The 17,927-nt window shown below is 53.5% G+C and carries 14 protein-coding genes; 1 reads left to right on the top strand and 13 read right to left on the bottom strand.

Annotation, left to right across the window (positions count from 1 at the left end; genetic code table 11):
- The 6 genes from exbB to ACYP03_RS20105 all read right to left on the bottom strand — a co-directional run bounded on the left by exbB (window position 1) and on the right by ACYP03_RS20105 (window position 7,312).
- A complete protein-coding gene (exbB, locus tag ACYP03_RS20130; RefSeq protein ID WP_459781910.1) occupies window positions 1-765 on the bottom strand; it encodes a tonB-system energizer ExbB in 765 nt (254 codons plus the stop codon).
- A gap of 344 nt (window positions 766-1,109) precedes the next feature.
- Entirely contained in the window at window positions 1,110-2,600 is a 1,491-nt protein-coding gene (locus ACYP03_RS20125; RefSeq protein ID WP_459781896.1) for a surface lipoprotein assembly modifier, read from the bottom strand.
- Between the two features lie 114 nt (window positions 2,601-2,714).
- Window positions 2,715-3,425, bottom strand: a complete 711-nt coding sequence (locus tag ACYP03_RS20120; RefSeq protein ID WP_248141518.1) for a Slam-dependent surface lipoprotein — start codon at window positions 3,423-3,425, stop codon at window positions 2,715-2,717.
- Between the two features lie 115 nt (window positions 3,426-3,540).
- Window positions 3,541-6,429, bottom strand: a complete 2,889-nt coding sequence (locus tag ACYP03_RS20115; RefSeq protein ID WP_459781895.1) for a TonB-dependent receptor domain-containing protein — start codon at window positions 6,427-6,429, stop codon at window positions 3,541-3,543.
- 86 nt (window positions 6,430-6,515) lie between these two features.
- The gene (locus ACYP03_RS20110; protein WP_459781894.1) at window positions 6,516-6,797 is read right to left on the bottom strand and encodes a DUF4880 domain-containing protein; all 282 of its coding nucleotides are present in this window, start codon (window positions 6,795-6,797) and stop codon (window positions 6,516-6,518) included.
- Entirely contained in the window at window positions 6,794-7,312 is a 519-nt protein-coding gene (locus ACYP03_RS20105) for a sigma-70 family RNA polymerase sigma factor (protein ID WP_459781893.1), read from the bottom strand. Before ACYP03_RS20105 ends, ACYP03_RS20110 begins: the two co-directional genes overlap by 4 nt.
- Window positions 7,313-7,999: 687 nt before the next feature.
- Here ACYP03_RS20105 and pykF point away from each other — a divergent pair.
- Window positions 8,000-9,412 (top strand): pyruvate kinase PykF, encoded by a 1,413-nt coding sequence (gene pykF, locus ACYP03_RS20100; protein WP_459781892.1) that lies wholly within the window; start codon window positions 8,000-8,002, stop codon window positions 9,410-9,412.
- 109 nt (window positions 9,413-9,521) lie between these two features.
- Here pykF and ACYP03_RS20095 read toward each other — a convergent pair whose 3' ends face one another.
- From ACYP03_RS20095 to ACYP03_RS20065, 7 genes are all read right to left on the bottom strand, one after another.
- Window positions 9,522-9,656 (bottom strand): hypothetical protein, encoded by a 135-nt coding sequence (locus ACYP03_RS20095; RefSeq protein WP_256549383.1) that lies wholly within the window; start codon window positions 9,654-9,656, stop codon window positions 9,522-9,524.
- A gap of 204 nt (window positions 9,657-9,860) precedes the next feature.
- Window positions 9,861-10,355: an acetolactate synthase small subunit gene (ilvN, locus tag ACYP03_RS20090; RefSeq protein ID WP_036750099.1), complete on the bottom strand. Its 495-nt coding sequence runs from the start codon at window positions 10,353-10,355 to the stop codon at window positions 9,861-9,863.
- Window positions 10,355-12,073: an acetolactate synthase 3 large subunit gene (locus ACYP03_RS20085; protein ID WP_459781891.1), complete on the bottom strand. Its 1,719-nt coding sequence runs from the start codon at window positions 12,071-12,073 to the stop codon at window positions 10,355-10,357. The genes ilvN and ACYP03_RS20085 overlap by 1 nt, the downstream gene beginning before the upstream one ends.
- Window positions 12,074-12,776: 703 nt before the next feature.
- Window positions 12,777-14,594 (bottom strand): AMP-dependent synthetase/ligase, encoded by a 1,818-nt coding sequence (locus ACYP03_RS20080; protein WP_459781890.1) that lies wholly within the window; start codon window positions 14,592-14,594, stop codon window positions 12,777-12,779.
- A gap of 322 nt (window positions 14,595-14,916) precedes the next feature.
- Complete coding sequence (gene leuO, locus ACYP03_RS20075) at window positions 14,917-15,873, bottom strand: transcriptional regulator LeuO (protein ID WP_371929352.1); 957 nt, start codon at window positions 15,871-15,873, stop codon at window positions 14,917-14,919.
- Window positions 15,874-16,193: 320 nt separating this feature from the next.
- On the bottom strand, window positions 16,194-17,306 hold the full coding sequence (locus ACYP03_RS20070; protein WP_459781889.1) for an MJ1255/VC2487 family glycosyltransferase: 1,113 nt from the start codon (window positions 17,304-17,306) through the stop codon (window positions 16,194-16,196).
- Window positions 17,303-17,818: a phosphatase PAP2 family protein gene (locus ACYP03_RS20065; protein WP_248141528.1), complete on the bottom strand. Its 516-nt coding sequence runs from the start codon at window positions 17,816-17,818 to the stop codon at window positions 17,303-17,305. Before ACYP03_RS20065 ends, ACYP03_RS20070 begins: the two co-directional genes overlap by 4 nt.
- Window positions 17,819-17,927 lie beyond the last annotated feature (109 nt).

The following is a 17,927-nucleotide window of genomic DNA, read 5'->3' as shown; positions in this document are numbered from 1 at the left end:
TTACCCCGCTTTCTGCAAGGCCTGAACAGAGGTGGGGGCCATTGCCCCGGTCTGCTGCCGGTCCAGATCCCGGCTGACCAGCACCAGCAGTGCCACGGACATATCGGCCAGCAATGCTTTATAGCCCTGAATTGCCCGGGTGAAGTGGTTATAAATGACGACGGCAGGAATGGCCGCGACCAGACCGATGGCAGTCGCAAGTAAGGCTTCGGCAATGCCGGGGGCCACCACGGCCAGATTGGTGGTCTGGGTTTCCGCAATGCCGATAAAAGCATTCATAATGCCCCACACGGTGCCGAACAGGCCGACAAAAGGCGCCACCGAACCGACCGTCGCCAGTACGCCGGTGCCCCGGCTCATGCGGCGTCCGGCCGACACCTGCAGCCGCTCCAGCCTTGCCTGCACCCTTTCTTTGATCCCGCCGTCACTCGCAGTGCCACGGGCTGACAGGGTCAGCTCGTGCCGGGTCTCCTGAATCAGCGCCATCCCCGCCCCTTGACCCGATTGTGTGTTTTCAGCGCCATCCGTCAGCGTGTCCGCCGCCGTCAGTGCCCGCAACATGCGCCGGGCACGGCGGCATGCCACAGAGATCTGCAGCTGTTTGGCCACGCCAATGGACCAGGTCATCAGGGAGGCCGCCAGCAGCAGTATCATCACGGATTTCACCACCCAGTCGGCTGCCTGATACATCCCCAGCGGAGATAAGTCCGTGCCCGCATGGGTTTGCGCCCGATGCGCCGATACGGGTTGTACAGCTTCAATCAGCGCCAGGTCCGAATGTGGATCCAACGTCTGAACTTCAGCAGACCCAGCATCTGCGCCGGTTTCGGGAGGCGGCGCAGTTTCTGCCTGTGCAAAGCTCTGGCAAAACAACAGCATCCCCGCCAGAAACATGGCTGCTCGCCTGATGTGCACCGGCTTGGCTCGCCATCTAATCGTCTGATTCATATTCCTTTCCATTCTGATATTTCCCTGTTCATCAGACGTGATAAACCACGCCCGGTCAAACGCGCCTATTGTGTGCGCCGAGTACGCCTATGAGAGATACCGAACGAGCACGACAAATCCGTAATCGGATACCGGATTTTTTTCAGACTTTTTTGCTCGGGTCAGAAACGCTTTTCGATTTTCAGACTCACCTCGCTTTGATCATGGCTGTACAGCCAATCCACGTTACTGCTGACCCGGTTGTACGCCAGTGTCAGCACCGGGGTCAGATCCCAAAAACTCAGCCTGGTGAAACGGGTTTCCAGCGTGTAACTTTGTTCGTCGTCTTCTCGAGTGGCTTCCAGCAAAGCACTGTAGGCCTGATATTCACGCTGCCGGAACGAGGTGAAGAGCGCGGTCTCAACGCCGATTTCCCACGTACGCTGAACGCCAAGCCGCACGCCTTTCATGTGGTAGGCATACACAGCTTCATCCGTGCGTTTATCTGTCCAGTCCAGCCCGCCAAACAGCAGCCACTGTCCCGGCAACTGATGCCAGAACGTGGCATAGCCGGCGTACTGCCAGCCGGACTGAAAATCCAGCCCGTCCGGCAGAAACTGCAAATCTTTCGCTTCAGCTTCCAGCTTGAACGCCGTGCCCGCCGAAAACAGATACAACCCGCTCAGCTTGCCGCCCCAGGCCTGATATAGCGCATCGTTCCCTTGCATCCGGTATTCGAACAAAGGCGCGGAAAGCAACTGATAATTAGCGGTGTGATAGCTGTAACCCAGAGAGGTCAGCAGGGTATGCTCATTGTACTGCCGGTGATGAGCGTAGTTCTCACCATAAGCCAGACCGAGGAAACTGATGCCATGATGACCGTTCAGCGAGATTCGTTTATTCAGGCTCGCTTCAAATGTGGTGCCGTAAGCCGATTCGGCTTTCGGGGTTTTCCGTTCGACCAGGCACTCGCCACTCGGCATCCGAAGTAAGCAGGTATAGCTTTCTGAGGAGAGATTGAGGTTATTGTTGTAACCGGGACCGAAGGAAACTGCGCCCTGCCAGCTGTCCCGGTATGCCAGCGCCTGCGCAAAGGCATCCACCGTCTTCAGCACGCCCTGTGCTCTGGGATCATCCAACGGCAGGGATGCGCGGATTTTTTCAAACAGTCTCTGTGCGTCCCTGTTTTTCTGGTTTTCGAACAGCACCCGTGCCAGTTCGAGCTGACCCGGCAGAAAATCCGGCTGTAAACGCAACAATGCCCGGTACGAAACTTCTGCCTGGTCAAATTCACCCTCGGTTCGTGCCAGCGCGCCCTGCGCATAATGCACCAGCATCATGTCATGACCGGGCAGTGCCAGATACCGGGGCAGAAATCCGCGGACCGCAGCCCAGCGCCGGGCTTTCACCGACAGATAAATCGCCTGCCCCAGGGCATGGAGATTGTCCTCGACCTGATAAACCTGACCGTCGATGATCAGTGCTTCGGCATCATCCCGGGCCTGCTCGTCTTCCAGCAGACGTTGTTCTTTTTCCCGGGCCTGCAAGGCCGTGTTCTGCTCCAGACGGAGGTTCGTGTCCTGATCTGCCTGGGCAAGTGGTGCAAAGAATAAAAGAGAAAGGAAGGCCAGACCGGCGAATGACGACAGTCGGCGCAAATACATCATCAACATGCGTTAACCTAATGGCAGATACCCTGATGGCGTGACGACAATAAACAGGGGCCGCGAACACACAGCCCCTGCCACATTCAGCAGGGCCAGCACGCAGGCCCCGGTATCCATCGGTTACTGTTTCGTCCCGCCGAATGCGGTATCAAAGATTTTTGCACTGCCTGAAAATTGCGCAATCCCGGCCAGTGCCGCCGCATTATTGCCAAAGAAATGGCCTTTCGCTGTGCCGTTCGCTGGCCCGACGGTGGCCGTCCCGTGAAAGGCTGCCGTCGCGCTGTTGATGGTGGCATTCACACCCAGCGAATACTGGCTGTTGGCAATCGAGCCATTCAAAGTGTTGTTGCTGAAGTTGGCGGTAAATGTGCCGTTCAGATCATTGCTGCCGGAGAATTTGTTCACCCCTTTCACCGCATAGGTGGCGGTGCCGCTGGTCGGCAGCGTGGTGCCTGCGGTATCTCCCACATAATAGACCGTCCGATCAGCATCACTGCTGATATCGCTCGCCCACTCCCCGAACCAGACATCACCGGCACCGACTCTGGCAAAATTGAAATTACCCATTCCCGAATGACCGCCACCCAGCACATAAACCCCGTTTTTCACGCGGCCGTAATTTTTCAGGGCCTGAAAATCAACTTTTTGCGCCGTTGAACCCATGGATGCTGCACCAATGCCTGCACGACCTGCGACGTGAGGCCCGGCATTCAGATTCGATTCTCCTACCAGAATCTGGGTGTTGTCACTTTGGGTGCCAACAATATTGGCTTGGGCAGCACCGCTGATGCAGGCGGAAAGAACGGCAATCATCACAACAGCTTTTTTCATTTTACATATCCTTATTGAAGTTTGAGTTGGCTCATGAAGGCCCATGGCGCTGCCTTCATTGGGTATACCGAACCACGGCTTCAAACCCGTAAAACAAATTCAAATTTTCTGATCGTCAGAAATTAACCTGCAACTTCACTTTCACCGTCCGCCCCGGGGCCGGGACGCTGGAGCGTACCAATGGGTCGATGTAATAGAGATCGGTCAGGTTGGTGCCGATCACTTCCAGCGCCAGCGCATCATTGAAACGATACTGGGCATAAGCATCGAAGGTTAAGGCGTCATCCCGCGCCAATGCTTCTTCATGTTTACTGCCCGGTATGAAGACGGTGCGCAAGCCGGTTTCCATCCGGCGATCGAAAAAACGTCCGCCGATATTGAGATTCACCGAATATTCCGGAATCGCCTGATCGGCCAGATATCCCCCCTCAAACCCGGCATGGACACAGTCCGGCGTCGAACCGTTGAAATCAGACAAAATCGCCAGGCTTTCATCACAGACTTCATTTTTCAGCAGGTAAGAGAGGCTGAGATCGGAGAAGAAATCACCGTTGTCGTACCGGCTCTGGAATTCCAGTCCTTCCAGCGTTTGCTGATCGATGTTGTAAAAACGCATCATATTCCCCGACCGCTCAATCACATCTTTGGTTCTGTGATGGAAGTAAGTCAGTTTGAGATCGGCCTCATCAAAGTTCTGAACGAAAGCAACCTCATGGTTATAAGCATGTTCCGGGTCTAAGCCGGTATATGGATTATTGTTGGCGGAAAAGCCCAGCGTGCTTTCAAACATACTCGGGAAACGGACTGCCTCGGTATAGCGGTAATACATCCGGCTGGTATCCGTAAACATCACGGTAGCCGACAGTGCCGGGACCCAGGCATTTCCCTTTTTCTTTCCACCCTTGATTTGTTTGTCGTAAGCCCCGACCGGCGCTCCGCTTTCAATACAGGAGCCTTCGATATAATTCGGCTGCGACTGCTGGGCAATCAGGCAAGGGTTGTTCTCCCGGCTGTAACGGCCTTCACCGTCATGCAGCCATTCATTCCCTTCATGGTCGACTTCATAAGTCGTTGCCGTACGGGCTTTCTGATACAAAGCCGCTTCTTCTTGCGGGGTCAACGGCGGTTTCCCCAGCATCTGATTGATGAAATTCTTCAAAACAATGTCATCTGCAACAGCTGCAACATTCTGTTCAATCTCTTCCGGGGTATATTTTTCAAGGGTTTTATAAGACAGTAACATCCCCTTATCTGCAGCATGCTCTTTGGTGAACCGACTGTCTCCGGCCGCAATCCGATCCGACAAAAAGTCATCAATGGCCCAGTAATTCTTGTAACTCGCACCTGCAGTGAAACGCAGAAAATCCACTGGCTGCCACTGGAAATTGAACTGCCCTTCATACTCCTGACGACGCCCTTCCCGCGGCCAGTGACGCCAGCCATCGACCTCCCCACGGTATTCATCATCAGAGCGCAATTTATGGTACTGATATCGGCCGGACAGCGTCAGACCCAGTGTATCGGTCAGCCACATCTGATTACTGAGGTCAAAACCGATCCGACTGTCTTTGGCATTGGTCGCCGCCGTATTGCGCAGCAACGGGCTGGCTCCGGGTGTCGGATCTGCGATGTCGACCCGATTGGCAAAATTAGGAAAACCACCCGCGGTGTTGGTATCGCTGACGGTATACGTGGTCCAGAGATTGGACGTCAGATGGATATAGGGATTCTCAGGCTGCCAGGCATAGCGAATATTGTAAGCCTGGGTTTCAACATGGCTGAGCGGCCATTGCGCCATTTCTCCGTTTGCGCCGATATTACCGGAGCGGCTGGCCATGATTTCGCCATAAGTGGCATCGGTATATCGGGCACCAATTTCCAGCGTTTGCTGATCCACCAGACTGAATTTGGCTTTCAGCAGATAAGATTCCAGCTCACTCGAGGTATTAGGCACTTCATAACCGGGCCGCTGCCGCTTGGCAAGCGAGCGCGGGTCAATCCGGGTCATGAACTGTTCATCCTGAGCGGGATGATCGTAAAAATCTGCATTTCGGGTACCGCTGAAATAATTCCCTTTGTTGCGGTAAGCATAAGCCGCCAGCAGCTCATAATTTTCCTTTTTCGCTGCCAGTGCCAGCCGGTAGGCATAGTCTTCACCGGCAAACGGATTGTGTTCCTTGTCTTTGCTCATCACTTTCCAGAGCGAGGGATCACCATAGGCATACTCCGGACTATCCTGCGGAAACCCCAGCACGGTGCGGTAATCCTGACCGGTCAGCAACACCGGCTCTCTGGGCGAAATTGCATTGTTACTGCCTTCGATCACGATTTCACCGCCGAAGGTTTCACCAACTTTCAGAATATCCTCGGCGGAAATCGTATTGACCACCACAGCACCGCCGACCGAAGCATGCACATTGGGTGTCAGCGACGGACCTTTGATCACCTGGATCCCGCCCACCAGATTGGGATCGATATAGTTGCGGTTCGAAACCCCGCGATACCCACGCCAGACCGTCAGATCCTGTTCCGTTCCGTCAATCGACAACGGCACCCTGCCCGGTCCCTGTACCCCGCGAATACTGGGATCGACCCCGCCGCCGTTGCGGGCATCGCCGCTGTAGACGTTCAGCATGCCCTTGAACATATCTGCGGCATCCTTGCCTTTGTATCGCTCGATCTCATCTTTGCCGGTGTATACGGTCGACAGATCGTCGTCATAAACCGCAAACTCACCGGCTTCATCACGGGTCAGCCCGCCGGACTCGCCGTAAGAGACATTGATGGTGTCCAGAGTCATCTCATTGTCATCGGCGGTGTGCTGAAAGGAACCACCCTCCTGCAGCATCAACTCATCACGTGCAGCATCGGGGTCCCCGACGGAAGTTTCAGAGGGTTGTTCCGCAGACTCAGCCCAGACCTTGCCGGGCAACACTGCCACAGCCAGCCCGAGATGAACCTTCAGCAGCAACGCGGTGAGATTGGGCTTAACCTTTTGATGCACTGTGAATTCCTTCTCATGATTATGGTGAATGCCTCCGTACACCGTATGAGAAGGAAAAAGCCGTAACCGGCCCCCGATGTTCCTGGTTATTTTGTTACGGAGCTCACACAATCAGACCATGTCTCCGGGGTGACAACCTGCCTGCGCCGGGTCATCAGAATGCGGCGGCTGGCCGGATGCTGAGGCACGGCCAAAAACTGTGCCTGAACCTGAGTGAGCTGCTGCCAGGCCGACTCGTTGTCCGGGTGATCCTGCCGCCAGACTTCAAAAGCCTGTTTGTCCTGATCACTGACATCGTCGGCCCAGAGTCTGGCCATCCAGCGGGATGCCTGCCGGATGGCGTCCACTGAAATGCGATGCGGCGTCAAAAGCTCGCCTCCATACTGGTCAGCAGGCAAGCCTGCAGCGCTTTGGCGATATACTTCTCAACGGATGAGACCGAGACATCCAGCGCCGCCGCGATTTCCTTATAGCTCATGTGTTCGATCTGACGCATCAGCAAAGCCTGCCGGACTTTATCCGGCAGGTGACGCAGTAAACGATCCACCGCGGTCAGCGCTTCAACCATCTGCAAACATTCTTCCGGTGACACGCAAACATCCTGCGGCTGCTGTTGCAGGTATTCCAGATAAGCCGACTCCACGCGACGGCGACGATACAAGTCAATCACCAGGCCTTTGGCAATATGGGTCAGGTATCGCCGGGATTCACCGGGAGCCGGTAAACGGCCACTGCTGAGCAGCCGAAGATAGGTATCATGAACCAGATCTGCCGAAGTATAGGGACAACCGAGACGACGCTGAATAAACACCGATAACCAGCTTTGATGTTGCTGATAGAGTTGACCCACCTGCTTCATATTCGTCTGGTCTGCCGCTGTCATCGTCTGGCGCTCCTGCTACTTATTAACCACTAATTGAATAAAACCAAATCTTAATGATAATGATTATCAATATAGATGAAGATTATTCAACCGTTAGAATAAAGAAGCCTGACGTTTACAACAGAAATTTGCGCGGGGACAAGGCAAAGGCAGGTTCAATGAGGCAGAATTCTGCGCCTGTCATCAAACGGCAACCTGTTTTCAACAAAATTAGTTATTTGATAAAAAACTTTTCAGGACAGGCAACATCAGGACGTCGTCCCGGAAATGTCCCAAATGCCTTGCGCTTTGAGGCTTTGACACATGAATCAAATGCATAGCGTGCTGGTCGGAGCAAAAGGTTGACCCAACTCACACACTGGAATGGGAAAGAAACTCTGCTATACTTACGACCTTGTTTCATCAGCCACTTTGTGGCACTGGCAGCGGATCTCCATCCTGATGATGTTGACGGTTCAGCCAGCCTGTGAATTCATTTCGCCTGCTTTATCAAAGCAAAGCAACTGCTTTCATAAAGCAAGTAATGTTGCCCAACAATTTGAATGGCTGACGGATACCTTGCGGAACTTTATTGATAAAAACACGATCATGATCTCATTTTGTAGCCATGATTCAACATTATTGATTCAGTTCTTTGAGGTATAAAGCGCCTAAAGTTTCCTTCAAGTTCTCCGGAGAATATTCTCAATGAAAAAAACCAAGATCGTCTGCACGATTGGTCCTAAGACTGAATCTGTTGAAATGCTGACCAAGCTGGTCAACGCTGGCATGAACGTGATGCGTCTGAACTTCTCGCACGGCGACTTCGCCGAACACGGTCAGCGTATCCAGAACGTTCGTGAAGTGATGGCGCAAACCGGTAAACCCGTTGCGATTCTGCTGGACACCAAAGGTCCGGAAATCCGTACCATCAAACTGGAAGGCGGCGCAGACGTGCCCCTGACTGCAGGTCAGGAATTCACTTTCACCACTGACACTGCTGTTGTCGGCAACAAAGACCGTGTAGCTGTGACTTATCCTGGCTTTGCCAAGGATCTGGTTGCGGGAAACACCATTCTGGTTGACGACGGCCTGATCGAAATGGAAGTGCTGGCAACCACAGACACCGAAGTGAAATGCCGCGTGCTGAACAACGGCGACCTGGGTGAGAACAAAGGTGTGAACCTGCCAGGCGTTTCGGTCAACCTGCCTGCACTGGCTGAGAAAGACAAAGCGGACCTGAAATTCGGTTGTGAGCAAGGCGTTGATTTCGTTGCTGCATCTTTCATCCGTAAAGCTGAAGACGTTCAGGAAATCCGCGAGCTGCTGAACGCTAACGGCGGCGAGAAAATTCAGATCATCTCTAAGATTGAAAACCAGGAAGGTGTCGACAACTTCGACGCGATTCTGGAAGCATCTGACGGCATCATGGTTGCCCGTGGTGACCTGGGTGTAGAAATCCCGGTTGAAGAAGTGATCTTCGCGCAGAAGATGATGATCGAGAAATGTAACCGTGCCCGTAAAGTTGTTATCACAGCAACTCAGATGCTGGATTCGATGATCAAGAACCCACGTCCGACCCGTGCTGAAGCGGGTGACGTTGCGAACGCCATCATGGACGGTACTGATGCCGTCATGCTGTCTGGTGAGTCTGCGAAGGGTAAATACCCAATCGAAGCGGTCACCATCATGGCGCAAATCTGTGATCGCACTGACGCTGCAATGCGTGCTTCACTGAGCGCACGTCTGGACAGCCCTCGCCTGCGCATCACCGAAGCGGTGTGTAAAGGTGCAGTGGATACTTCTGAGAAGCTGAACGCACCGCTGATCGTGGTTGCGACTGAAGCCGGTAAATCAGCCCGCTCTGTACGTAAATACTTCCCGACGGCAAACATTCTGGCTGTGACCACCAACCCGAAAACTGCGGCTCAGCTGTGCCTGACCAAAGGTGTGACCCCAGTCGTTGTTGATGCGATTGAAAGCACCGATGCCTTCTACGCACGTGGTAAAGCACTGGCGCTGGAAACCGGCCTGGGCGCGAAAGGCGACATCGTTGTGATGGTCTCCGGTGCGCTGGTTCCTTCAGGTACAACGAACACGGCTTCTGTACACGTTCTGTAATCAGACAGCAACAGACGCATTAAAAACGGGAGCTTCGGCTCCCGTTTCTTTTTTCTGATTTCCGCACGGCCATTTTCACACAGTACGCATTGCCGTTCCGGACTGAGTTTCACCAGCCGAAGATTTCCTTGTGATGCGTATTGAGTAACAGAACGGCTAACAGGAAATATAAAGCACTGACATGAAAACCGAGCCAGCACAGCAGTACTGTGGTTGTGCGAACCAAAACAGTCTTCAACATCATCTGATTCCCCCGGATCTGCTGCTTATCGACTTTCGTCTAAGGTACAGAGGTATCATTTGTGCCGGATTCTTACTCGGGCTGCTCTATCGACACCTTACTCATTAGACTTTAGTCGAATATCCGGTAAACGACGACCAGACGTCAAAAAGCCCGCCGGACACATGCCAGGCAGGCTTTGACAGAATGAATCAATTAACTGAAAGATCAGGCTTTCAGGGCACGTTCTCCGCGGGCAATACCGACAACTCCGCTTCGTGCCACTTCAATGATCTCCGTGGCTTCACTCACGGCATCCAGAAAGGCATCCAACTTCTCACTGGTGCCGGCCAGCTGAACGGTATAAATCTGACTGGTGACATCGACAATCTGTCCGCGGAAAATGTCAGACGTGCGCTTCACTTCCGCACGGGCATAACCACTGGCCTTCACTTTCACCAGCATCAGCTCACGCTCGACGTGTTCTGAATCCGTTACATTACTGACCTTCAGAATATCGATCAGCTTATGTAATTGTTTCTCGATTTGTTCCAGCGCGGCATCTTCAACGCTGGTGGTGATATTCAGACGCGACAACGTCGGGTCATCCGTTGGGGCGACGGTCAGCGACTCAATGTTATACCCACGCTGGGAGAACAGTCCCACCACGCGTGAAAGTGCACCCGGTTCATTTTCTAATAATACTGATACAATCCTGCGCATTAGGTTCTCTCCGTTTTACTCAGCCACATTTCACTCATGGATCCGCCTCGGATCAGCATCGGGTAAACGTGTTCTGTCTCATCCACGCTGATATCAACAAAGACTAACCTATCTTTCATTGCCAAAGCGCGTTCCAGCTCACTTTCCAGCTTCGCCGGATCAGAAATGCGGATGCCGACATGGCCGTAAGCTTCTGCAATTGCAGCAAAATCAGGCACAGAATCCATGTAGGAATGTGAATGTCGCCCCTGATAAATCATGTCCTGCCATTGCTTCACCATCCCCAGGAAACGGTTGTTCAGGTTGATGATTTTCACCGGAATATCATACTGCAGCGCCGTCGACAATTCCTGAATATTCATCTGGATACTGCCGTCACCGGTAACACACAGGACTTCGGCATCCGGCAGCGCGAACTTGGCGCCCATCGCGGCTGGCAGACCAAAACCCATCGTCCCCAGGCCACCGGAGTTCAGCCAGCGACGTGGTTTATCAAACGGATAATAGAGTGCGGCAAACATCTGGTGCTGACCCACATCCGATGCCACATACGCGTCACCTTTGGTCAGTTTGTGAAGCATTTCAATGACCTGCTGAGGTTTGATGCGCTCTCCGTCAGTCTGATAACTCAGACACTTGCGGGCACGCCAGGATTCAATCTCACTCCACCACTCATCCAGAGCGACTTTGTCATTGGTTCCCTGCTGCTCTTCCAGCAGTTTCAGCATGCTGTTCAGCACTGCATCGGCCGAGCCGACAATCGGGATGTCGGCTTTCACCGTTTTGGAAATCGACGACGGGTCGATATCAATATGCATGATCGTGGCGTTCGGACAGTATTTTTCCAGATTATTGGTGGTCCGGTCGTCGAAGCGCACGCCAATCCCGAAAATCAGATCGGAATTGTGCATAGTCATATTCGCTTCATAGGTACCGTGCATCCCCAGCATCCCCAGACTGTGGTGGTGCGTCCCCGGGAAAGCGCCCAGCCCCATCAGGGTACTGACCACAGGAATATTCAGACTTTCAGCCAGCTTCAGCAATTGTTGCTCGCAACCGGACATAATGGCGCCGCCGCCCACGTACAGTACCGGCTTCTTCGCAGCCAGCAGAGCTTTCAGACCACGCTTGATCTGACCTTTGTGCCCCTGCAGAGTCGGGTTGTAGGAGCGCATGCTGATCGCTTCCGGGTATTTGTACGGGTATGTTTTAGCGGGATTGAGCATGTCTTTCGGGATATCAACTACCACCGGGCCGGGACGGCCGCTGGATGCGATGTAGAAAGCTTTCTTGATGATGGCCGGGATATCTTCAGTGCGCTTCACCAGAAAACTGTGCTTCACGACCGGACGGGAAATCCCGACCATATCGCATTCCTGAAACGCATCGTTTCCGATCAGATCACTCATCACCTGACCCGACAGGACAACCATCGGGATAGAATCCATGTATGCGGTCGCGATGCCGGTGATCGCGTTGGTGGCACCCGGGCCTGAGGTCACCAGGACCACGCCCACTTCGCCCGTCGCACGGGCATAGCCGTCTGCCATATGCACGGCTGCCTGCTCATGGCGCACCAGCACGTGCTCGATGTCGCTCTTCTCGTGCAGCGCATCGTAAATATCCAGAACAGAACCGCCAGGGTAACCGAAGATATGCTTTACGCCTTGATCGATCATTGAACGAACGATCATATCGGCGCCGGACAACATTTCCATATTCTTGCCTCCAGGTCGTGTATACCTGCGCCTGCACCGTAGTTCTGACCTGAAGTTGCCGGTTGTTCATGACGAGCTGGGGCCGTCTTTCCTTGCCGGAGCAGCAGGGAAGACAGTCATACCGGGTTACGCCAGATTACCGAGCGGGTCTGCCGTCAGAAGTTGCCGCCGATTGAGGTTGCGGCTGACATGACAGACTCTTCAAAGTCAGTGATACAGACGGGTATAACATAGTTAGGGCTTATCTTTAGCCTAAAGAAATCCAATGTGTTTTTCGTGCTATGCGCCTGCCAGGGGATGTTCCCCCCGGCAGAACCCGTGGACCAACATAACGTTTTTTCACCGCTGGCGTCTATTCCCTACAGCCATTTCGTGGTTATTTTCTGTACTAAATAAGAATCACCTTATTAATAGCCATCGCGTGTTATATAAACAGAATAATGAACTAATTTTGACCAAACAGAACAGTTGATATCACCTGAACAAAGTCAGGAAAAACAGGAAATCTGACAGAAAATCATGAAAAAGAGAGGCGTGTGTGACTGAAGGCGCTGGCAGCAGCCTGACGAACAGGCTGCTGATTCATCCCCAAACGATGCGAGCAAGTGATTTGAACTCGCGATGCGGACAAACGATGAGAATTAGCGAAGTGAACAAGCTGACTGAGCAGACTCTGGGGCGACAGCGGTGAAGCTACCGACCCTCAGTGCTGCGGCGGCTCTTTCCGGTGACTCTCTTTGTACATGGCTTCAATTTGCTTGTGGTAGCGCTCAAGAATGACCTTACGGCGCAGCTTCTGTGTCGGAGTCAGCTCACCGTCATCCATAGAAAAAGCTTTCGGCAGCAGGGTAAATTTCTTCACCTGCTCAAACTTGGCCAGATCTTTCTGCAGCTCGGCAATCCGTTTTTCAACCATCGCCAGAATCTGGCTGTTTTTCAGCAGTTCCAACCGGTTGTGATACTTAATATTCAGCTCCCGGGCATGGCTTTCCAGGGTCTCAAAACAAGGGACCACCAGCGCAGACACAAACTTCCGGGCATCCGCAATCACAGCAATCTGTTCGATCAGGGTATCCTTACCTATCGCTCCCTCAATCACCTGCGGGGCAATATATTTCCCGCCTGAGGTTTTCATCAGTTCTTTGATCCGATCGGTAATGAACAGATTGCCCTGCGTGTCAAAGGCCCCGGCATCACCGGTTTTCAGGAAGCCGTCCTCGGTAAAGTTCGCGGCTGTTTCTTCCGGCAGTTTATAATACCCCCGCATGACCATCGGCCCCCGGACCAGAATTTCGTTATTCTCGCCAATCCTGACTTCTGCACCGGGCATCACGGTTCCGACAGAGTCTGCATTAAACGCCCCGTCATCCCAGCAGGAAATAGTGGCCGTCGTTTCCGTCATACCGTAGCCCAGCTTGACGTTAATTCCGATCGCATGGAAGAAACGACCAATACCTGCATCCAGTTTGGCACCGCCGCACGGCATAAACTTGATCCGGCCGCCCAGCACATCCCGCAGTTTCGACAGCACCAGCTTGTCTGCCGCTCTGTGCGCCAACTTCAGCAACGCAGACGGAGGTCGCTGCTGTTGACGGCACGCTGCCATCCGGCTGCCTATCGCAACCGCAGCATGAAACAGTGCACGGCGGTGAACCGGCGCTTTGGCAACTTTAGCCTGCACGGCTCCGTAAATTTTCTCATAGACACGCGGCACTGCGGACATCACGTTTGGCCGCACTTCGACCAGCGCTTCACGCACGGCATTGGTGTCCGTCAGGTAGCAGTTGATGCCGCCCCGATGTAACACATAGAAGGTCCAGGCCCGCTCGAACACATGGGACAGCGGCAGGAAGCACAGAGATATATCTCCCTCACTGAGGGCCAGTCGCTGATCATGACCTTCAAGCTGAGCTGCGAAGTTGGCATAATCCAGCATCACCCCTTTCGGCGTGCCTGTGGTCCCCGAGGTATAAATCAGGGTCAGCAAATCGTCCATCCGGCAGTCATCCAGTCGTGCCGCCAATTCATCCGGATCAGCCTGCGTCGACTCAGAGACAAACTGAGCATAATCACATACCTGCGGTACTTCCGTTTCACAGTCCCCTTCCATCAGCACAATGCGCTCGAGTTGCGGACATTCGGCGGCAACGGCCAGCGCCGCATCAAGCTGTGCCTTTTCCCCCACAAACAGCACCCGGATATCGGCATTGTTGATGATGTAAGCCGCCTGCTGAGGCGTACTGGTCGGGTATATCGGCACCGTCACACCGCGCAGATAAAGGGTTGCCAGATCAGCGATAGTCCAGCGCACCATATTCGGAGAGAAAATACCGATTTTATCCTGAACACCAACTCCCTGAGCCAGCAACGCCAGCGCCAGCTGATGCACCTGTTCCCCCAGCGCGTGCCAGCTGATATCCCGCCACTGACCATTCTGCGGATAACGAAGTGCTGTGTTCGGTCCCAGACGATTGATTTGCTGCCGGATGCGGTGAACGATGTGGTACTCGAGTTGTGACATATACTGCTCTGCCGTGTTGTTAGCTTACAGCTGTTCGCTGAAGGAGCGGAAAGTCTACTGATCGGACGTCAAAAGGCAACAGCCCCGTAAAGAGTTTAGAGCAGAATGCCGCATGGCTCTCACTCTGCCTTACGGCCGCTGCTTTCAGGAGACACAGGGGTCATGAATTCATGAAAAAACAGCCGCTTCCTGACAAAGGGAGCGGCCGTTGATTTCAGTAACTGCGATGAGTAACTGCTTTGAAAAGATGCAAGCAGGCAAAAGTGCAGCTTGGCCTGGCTGTGCCGATGTATAGCGGTGCCGTGCTCTGACGTGCCGTGTCTCAGCAGGTTTCAGCTTCACAGATTGCCAACAGCTGCTCACGCAACCACTGATGACCTTTATCTTTTTGCGATGAATCGTGCCAGCTCAGATACCCGCTGATACTTTTCCCTTCAAACGGCAATGTCAGTAACTGCAGCGACAGTGTCTCTGCCATAGAAGCCGCCAGCCACCTTGGCACCACAGCGATCAGTTCAGACTGACCGACCACATAGAGAATATTGCTCAGGCTTCCACCCTGATAAGCGACCTGGCAGCCAGGAGACAGCTGGTACACCGTCTCGGCAAATCCTCTCGCACCGGGAACAGATTTCAGTACGGCATGTTTTTCCCCGGCAAATTCTTCGGCGTTGAGGGTGCCCTGCAGACGCGGATGATTTCCGGCGGCAACGACCACCAGTTCGTCTCTGAACAACTCGGTGGAGGTGACCCCCTGCTCGTCAAAACGCAGGTAATCAATCACAAAGTCCAGCTCCTGATAACGCAGTTTCTGAACCAGATCAATCTCAACCCCGGCTTCCAGAGCAACCTGTACTTTGGGAGCGGCATCTGCCAGCTGACGCAGGATGTGAGGCGCAAAGCGCATATCCAGCGGACTGCAGACCGCAACTCTGAACAGCCGGTTCGAGGTTTCCGGCAGGAAAGCTGCAGACGGCAGTTCATTCTTAATCAATTGCAAAGCCTGGCGGACCGGACCGAATAATTGCTTGGCCCGAACCGTCGGCTGAATTCCCCTTCCATGGCGGACAAACAGCTCATCATCGAAGGTCGATTTCAGTCGGGCAACGGCATTACTGACTGCGGGCTGGGACATACCCAGATTATGTGCTGCCCGGGTGATATTCTGCTCCTGCATCACCGCATCGAATACTGTCAGCAGATTCAGATCAATGTTCCGCAGACCCGAACCCATGGTCATATTGTCTGCTGCTTGGAAAGACATACCTCTACGCGCCATTTCTGACCTCTTCTTCGAATCATCCAGAGAACCATGCTCACAACATCCGGCAGCACAGCGCCCTCACATACCCATCGAAAGCTGGGGGAAATCAGTATTATTCAAAAGATTGATGATACCAATACCGTCAAAGGCTCCAGCCTGATTCTAAGGGTATGAAAGCACCCGATATTGAACGATTGTCCAAAGAAAAACAAGCAGATATCCCGACTCTAAAAACATCTAAAAGGATATAAAACAATATGAGCAAATATAAAATTCAATGAGTTACGCGATTTTTGAACACCGGGAGCTGTACGCGCCCGGTGAAAATGGCGGGATCAATAAATACCAGTGATTATTGATTTCAGTCCGGTGGAATCGGCTGCCGGACCCAGATCTCTGACGGTTTCAAGTACAGGCTCCGGAAAACTGATCGGCTCCCATAACGACTGGCACAAATCCTGTGCCGTTTGCGTTTCCCCCTCCTGCACCCATTGCGCGACGGCCAGTGCAACATCCGGCCAGACAACCTGCCCCGGCGAATGGCTTGCAAGCCAGTTCCGCAACGCTCCGGCATCCAAAGCATGCATACTGGCTGCCAGTCCCATCAGCTCGAGAGTCGCCACATTACTCATTTGTTCGTATTGTCCCTGAAGCGGTTTCAGCAACAGTTTTTTGCCCAGGGCAATGGATTCAGACGGTAATTCAAACCCACCGTTGGCGATCACGCCGTCGCACACCGCCAGTCGCTGATGGAACCCGGTCCGGCTGAGCGCACAGACATAAACATTGCCCTGGCGCACATCCTGTTTGACTGAAGGGTGATAACAATAAAACGTGACGTCAGAGAAACGATGCAGCAGTGCCAGCACCTGTTGCAGGTCTTCAAACGGCAGGTAAACCAGTACCGAACCGTCAGTCGCGGGCGGCGGCGTATGTGACCGCGGGACGATCGGGGGCAGGATCGGCGCACCGAAGTGATACCAGTGCAGGCCGATTTGCTGGTCGGTGGGTGCAAAATAACGGATCAGTTGCCTGTCCAGCCAGCCTTCCCCTTCTTTGGGCACATCAAATAAAAATGCGCTCTGATGGCTGAGTCCGAGTGTACGAATCCCCTGCCGACGTGCTGCCCAGGCTGAGACCGGTTCAAAATCATTCAGCACCAGATCATAACCGCCGAGATCCAGTGCTTTCACTTCCCGCCAGAAGTTCACCAGGGAGTTCTGGCAAAACGTTTTCCACTGATTGACCTTGCCCTGTTCCGTGACAAAGGTCAGCCCTTTTGCGGTACAGTAATCACCGAAACAATCCATGTCGAAGTACTGATCCGCCGCCCGGCCTGAGAAATGGAAATCAACCCCCACTCCCAGCTCTGAAAATGCCCGCGCCATTTCCCTCGCGCGGGATATATGGCCATTTCCCGTCCCCTGGACGCCGTAAAGTATCTTCATATCGCCCCCTTGACGACATCAAAACACATCATGCCAAGCAGCGCGCCTGCCACAATGTCGGTAATAAAGTGCACACCCAGCAGCACACGGGAGAACCCAATGAGCATCGCCCAGGGCCAGACGATCCAGGCTGCTGCCGGGTAAAACGTTGAGATGAGGGAAGCCATCAGAAAAGCCGCCGCCGTATGTCCGGAAGGCAGACTGTATTTGTCCGAAGGCTGGATGAAACTGGGAAGCCGGGCCGGCCGGTTTCGTTTAAAGGTATTTTTCAGAACCAGATAGACAGGTAATTCCAGCAGAAAAGCCAGCAGGCCAATCGCCAGTACCTGACCGCCCTGCTGACCGTCCAGTCCCCAGGCCAGCAGGCCAAACATGACATAAAGTGGGCCATCACCGGAGCGTGAAATCAGACGGCTCAGCGTCGCCACCGGCTGATTGAAGCGGTGACACAAACATAAACTGGAAAAGGCGTAATCAAAGCGCTGGATGGGTGCCAATACTGTCACAGTCATAGCACTATTCTCCTCATAATCCATAAAGCCAGACTAGGAAGCAGAGATGACAACCGGGTGACGATTTCGAGGAAGGATAATGACAATGCACACCAATGTGGGGCTGTGC

The organism is Photobacterium sp. R1, assembly GCF_054600795.1.
Note: the sequence above shows the minus strand (reverse complement) of the source record. Positions and strands in the feature narration are given on the sequence as shown.